Origin of the sequence: Spirillospora sp. NPDC049652, from assembly GCF_040675125.1 — a bacterium.
Classification (GTDB): Bacteria; Actinomycetota; Actinomycetes; order Streptosporangiales; family Streptosporangiaceae; genus Spirillospora.
The window spans coordinates 1-5211 of the sequence record NZ_JBFAOF010000512.1; the positions used below are offsets into that span (position 1 = coordinate 1).

General features: G+C 70.8%; 5 protein-coding genes. 3 read left to right on the top strand and 2 right to left on the bottom strand.

The window, feature by feature from the left end; translation table 11 throughout:
• Positions 1-315 precede the first annotated feature (315 nt).
• A complete protein-coding gene (locus tag AB0J52_RS26545; RefSeq protein ID WP_500185021.1) occupies positions 316-1161 on the top strand; it encodes a class I SAM-dependent methyltransferase in 846 nt (281 codons plus the stop codon).
• Positions 1162-1230: 69 nt separating this feature from the next.
• Here the strand turns inward: AB0J52_RS26545 and AB0J52_RS26550 are convergent, their stop codons facing one another.
• Positions 1231-1563: a ClpX C4-type zinc finger protein gene (locus AB0J52_RS26550; protein ID WP_500185023.1), complete on the bottom strand. Its 333-nt coding sequence runs from the start codon at positions 1561-1563 to the stop codon at positions 1231-1233.
• A gap of 163 nt (positions 1564-1726) precedes the next feature.
• Positions 1727-3181, bottom strand: a complete 1455-nt coding sequence (locus AB0J52_RS26555; RefSeq protein ID WP_500185024.1) for an MFS transporter — start codon at positions 3179-3181, stop codon at positions 1727-1729.
• 24 nt (positions 3182-3205) lie between these two features.
• On the opposite strand from AB0J52_RS26555, the gene AB0J52_RS26560 reads away from it, so the two are divergent.
• Positions 3206-3643 carry a MerR family transcriptional regulator gene (locus tag AB0J52_RS26560; RefSeq protein ID WP_500185025.1) on the top strand — a complete coding sequence of 146 codons (438 nt, stop codon included), beginning with the start codon at positions 3206-3208 and terminating at the stop codon, positions 3641-3643.
• Positions 3644-4172: 529 nt separating this feature from the next.
• On the top strand, positions 4173-5211 hold a 1039-nt coding region (locus AB0J52_RS26565; RefSeq protein ID WP_500185026.1), incomplete at its 3' end, for a hypothetical protein.

The following is a 5211-nucleotide window of genomic DNA, read 5'->3' on the forward strand; positions in this document are numbered from 1 at the left end:
AGGGGCATCAAACTCGCCGCGCACTACCGCGCCGTCGTCACCATCGCCAGCCTCATCCTGTGGCTCAACCACGATCCACAAAACACGCCCTAGGCGAATACGGGCGTGGTGGTGCCGAGAACATTCTCGGTCCAGGAGTGGTCTTCGTCGGAGCGGGAGCGGACGGTGAGCGTCCGGGGACTTGGTCGCATTGGCAGCCGTGTTGGCAGAACGTGGCGGCAGGGGGTCTGGCTGTGGCCGCCAGGGCGCTTCAGGCGCATCCTGTGAAGTACGCAGGGCGGGCGCGCGTGGCTTCCGGCCGGCGGGGAGGCATGCATGGAGAGCGCGCCGAGCAGGACGGCGATGTTCGCGGCCGTGTCGCGCGGACTGCTTCGCCTGGAGACGGCTTCGCCGTGGGTACTGGATGATGTGCTGGCCCTGGTGCTTGTCGGCCCGGTATGGCGGGAGCTGCGGGACCGGTTCGATCCGCTGTTCCCCGGCCCGGTCCGTCGCGAGTCCCGCGCGGCTGTCTGCACCCGCAGCCGGTACGCCGAGGACAGGCTGACCGCCGGCGCCTTCACGCAGTACGTGATTCTTGGCGCGGGGCTTGACTCGTTCGCGTGGCGGCGGCCGGATCTGCTCGGCTCGCTGACGGTGTTCGAGGTTGATCATCCTGCTTCCCAGGCATGGAAGCTCCAGCGGGTCACAGAACTCGGCCTGCCGCTCAGCGGCTCGCAGGTGTTCGTGCCGGTTGATTTCGAGGCCGAACCGGTTCAGGGTGCTCTCGGGGCGGCGGGGTTCGACTGGGCGCAGCCGACGATGTTCTGCTGGACGGGTGTCGCCCCCTATCTGACGGCGCAGGCGATCGAGTCGATGTTGCGCACGATCGCGGCTGCCGCTCCCGGGTCTGAGGTGGTGTTCTCCTACCGGGCCGAGGACCGTGTGCTGGACGACGTGGGGACGCGATTCGCCCAGATCTATATGCCGATCGCGGCTTCCGTGGGCGAGCCTCTTCAGCCCGGCTGGTCGGCCACCGAGATCGAGAGGCTGATCAGCCGGTGCGGGCTGAAGGTCGTGGACCACCCCGCACGTGCAGACCTTCAGCAGCGGTACTTCACCGGCCGTACCGATGGGCTGCGGCCCTACACCTTCGAGACCCTGGTGGCCGCGCGGGTCACCTGAGCGAACGCAGCCACGTCCGGCGACCTCACCACCGTCGAGGTGTCCGTGTCCGGCGGCGCTCTGGGCGGGTCACGAGAACCGTTCCCACGCCGATTGGCGGCGCATCCCGAGCGCTTCGCCGATACGGTCCCAGGACATGCCGCGACGGCGGGCCTCGCCGACCCAGGAGCGCAGATCGTCGTCGACCTGGTGCCGGATCGCGTCGATGCGCGGCAGGTGCGCCAGAAGAGCGTCGTCGTCGACGCCCTCCCAGACGGGGGTGGTGCGCTTCGGCCCCGCGGGTTGGCTCTTGATGATGTCGGCGCTCAAAGCCACGCAGTCATTGCAGATGTAAACGCCGGCCCCGGCGACCAGGGTGTCGACGTCGTCGGCTGAGCGGTTGCAGAACGAGCAGCGGTTCACGGCGAGCCTTTCGTCAGGGGTTCCCTGACAAAACTAGTCCGTCAGGGAACCCCTGACAAGTGCCCGCGACACCGGGACTCGGGTGCGTGCGACCGGCCGGCAATGGTCGAGGAACATCCGGCCCGGAGCGGCCCCGTTGTCTGCGGCAGCGCGCCAAGCGCAATCAACGGCGGAGGAGTGGAGCGTCCGGTACCGGCGTGCCACGGTCGACGGCCTCGAACAGTGCGGCGGCGCGGTTGGCGGTCGCGAGGGCCCAGCGGCCGGTGCTGAGCAGTCCGAGGCCTACCACGCCCGCGCCCAGGCCGACCACCATCCACCACACGCCGTGCGCCGCGCCGGTGAACTGGCCTCCGGTCGTCGAGCCCACGACCGTCCCGGAGATCGCGACGCCCAGGGTGGTGCCGGCCTGACGTCCGGAGGAGGCCAGCGAGGCGGCCACCCCGGCCATCGAGGCGGGCATTCCGGAGACCGCGGTGTTGGTGATGGGCGGGTTGACGGTGCCCAGGAAGACGCCGAACAGCAGGTAGACCCCGAGCACGGCCGGGATCGGGCTGGACGGCCCGAGCAGGAGCGACGCGCCGCCGCCCAGCGCCAGCGCGGTCCCGGCGACCACCAGCGGCAGGCGAGGTCCGCGGGTGGCGATCAGCCGTCCGACGCGCGGGGACAGGGCCACGACCAGAAGCCCGACCGGGAGCATGCACAGCCCCGCCGCCAGCGCCGACATGCCGCGTACATCCTGAAGGTACTGCGTGGTCACGAACAGGAACGCGCCGAACCCGCAGAGGGCCCACAGCGCCATCAGGATCGCCGCGCTGAACGGCACGCTGCGGAACAGCCGCAGCTCCAGCAGCGGGTCTTCGCGCCGCGACTCGTACCCGATGATGGCGGCCAGGCCGACCGCGGCCGCGGCGAGCAGGGCGAGGATGAGCGGCGACGTCCAGCCCGCCTCGCGCGCCTGGATGATCGCGTACACCACGCTGCCCAGCGTCGCGGTCACCAGGACCTGCCCGATCGGGTCGAAGCGGCGAGCCCTCGGGGCGCACGACTCGGGCACGTACAGCGCCACCGCCACCACCGCGGCGGCCACGACCGGCACGTTCACCCAGAAGACCGAACGCCAGCCGAAGGCGTCCACGAGCGCGCCTCCCAGGATCGGTCCCAGCGCCAGCGCCAGCCCCGACATCGAGCCGAAGACGCCGATGGCCCTGGCCCGCTCGGCCCTGTCGGGGAACGCGGCGACGACGATCGCCATCGCCACCGGGTTCAGCATCGTGCCGCCCACGGCCTGCAGCACACGCGCCGCGATCAACCACTCGATGCTCGGCGCCAGGCCGCACAGCAGCGACCCGATCCCGAACGTGGCCAGCCCGGCCTGGAAGACGCGCCGGCGCCCGATCCGATCGGCCGTCGACCCGGCCATCACCAGGAAGGCCGACAGCACCAGGGTGTAGGCGTCGACCGTCCATTGCAGGCTCGACACCGAGGCGTGCAGGTCGTGACGTATCGCCGGCAGCGCCACGTTGACGATGGAGATGTCCATCACCACCACGATGACGCTGGCGCAGCAGATCGCGAGAACCAGAAGCCGGCGGCGCCGGCTGAGCGTGGAAGAGACCATGTCCGGGACGTTAGAATTTAGAGCGTGCTCGAAGTCAACTCCGCCATCCCGGACTCGGGCCTGAGCATCGCCGAGGCCGCCGCGCGTACCGGGGTCAGCGTCCACACCCTCCGCTACTACGAGCGCGCCGGCCTGGTCGTCACCGCCATCGACCGCACCGCCACCGGCCGCCGCCGCTACCATCGGCTCGACCTGGAGTGGATCACGGTGTGCACCCGGCTCCGCGCCACCGGCATGCCCATCAGCGGCATCCGCCGCTACGCCGAGCTCGTCGCCGCCGGCCAGGGCAACGAGAAGGAACGGCTGGCCCTCCTGGAGGCCCACCGGGCCGACGTCCGCGCCAGGCTCGCCGAGATCCGGACGAGCCTCGAACTCATCGACCACAAGATCGACGTCTACCGGGGCCGGCTGGAGGCAGGCGACGCCGACCGCCTCTGGGCCCCCGTGCCCGAGCGAGCCTAGCCCGGCCAGGACCAAGTGCTGTGTAACGGTTGTTCCATTGGGCGACGGCATTGACGACCGGGCCTAACGCGGCGAGTTGGTCCTCCCCGCCCTCACGGTAGGACTGGCGGACCTGCCCGCCCCCGCGTGGCAGATCTGGCGGCGGAAATCGCGCAAACCAGGATGGCCCGATACGGACGGCCGGACACGGACGCGGTGACTCAGGACGCCCACTCGGAAACGGAGAGGAAGCGTCCGAGGCGCCGCTGGAGACCCATGACCAGAGTGGAACGGCGACGCGAACGGCGTCCGGTCGCGGACTGATGAGACGGGAACGCCGAGAATTGCCGTCGCCGGAGCGTGATTCGCTGCGGCGTTTCGGCGAACGGGCCCGAAAATGAGCGCCGGCGAACCCGAAAAAGGGCTGCCCGCTAATTCCCGGCCGCTCAGACGGCCACTTCTCAACGGCAGAGGCCGCATTTACCTTGAACCTGGCCATGACGGGTGATCAGTAGGCGGCGGGCGGAGCCGCGGACCGGGGAGTGTGGCGATGCCCGATCTACTTGTCGTTCCGGTGCGCCTGGACGCGCTGTGCCTGGAGCATGAGAAGGACGCCGTGCGGACGACACCGGACTTCACCCGGCTCCCGCACACCGACCCCGTCTCGGGCGCCGACGTGCACGGCGACCTGCCCTACCTCAGCGAGATCCTGCTGCCCGACCCGTTCCAGGACGACACGGTGCGCCTGCGCCCCGGCGTCCACCTGCACTGGGCGCTGCCGGACGGCCTCACCCGGCTGGATCGGCGGAAGGACAAGACCCGGATCCCCGCGGTGCCGAACCGGTGGCTGGTCACGCGCAGCCAGGACAACGTGGTCGACGGCCAGTGGATCGTCGAGAGCGACGCCCTGTCCGACGTCGGCGACGGCATCGTCTACCCCGTCACCGGCGGCCCGCGCCCCTTCCGCCGGCTCGGCCGCACGATCCCGTTGCGATCCTGGGATGCCGGCGCGGTGGCCGACCGCCTGCCGCTGCTGTCGGTCGTCGGCTACGGCGAACCGGCCTTCGCCGCCAGCTACGCCAACTGTCACAGCGTCTTCGGCTTCTACGACCCGCAGCACCCGGGCATCCCGCCGGCGGGGCTGCGCTACGACGTGCTCGGCTGGTTCACCGACTCCGCGCAGGACGCCCTCACCCGGTACGCGGCCGATTCCGACTGGCGCGCCGCGATCGAGAACGACCTCGGCTGGAGCGTCCCGCCGGACGCCGTCCGGCCCACCGCCACGGTCTGCTACGCCCAGCTCACCTTCGCCGCCGCCGGCTCGACCGCCAACCCGCTGGTCTCCGGCACGGAGAACGGGATCTACGTCGGCGGCACCGCGACCGAGGCGCTCGCGGCGCACCTGGGCCAGAAGCTGCCCGACGTCACCGCCGACGAGGTCGAGAACCTGCTGGAGTCCCTGGCGTTCGCCGAGTCGCTGGAGGCCCGCACCCTCGACCTGGACGCCAAGCTCGCCGGAGCCCGGCACGCCGACACCTTCCGCACCCTCGGCGGCGGGGTGGTGTGGACCGTCCGCCGCCAGGACGACA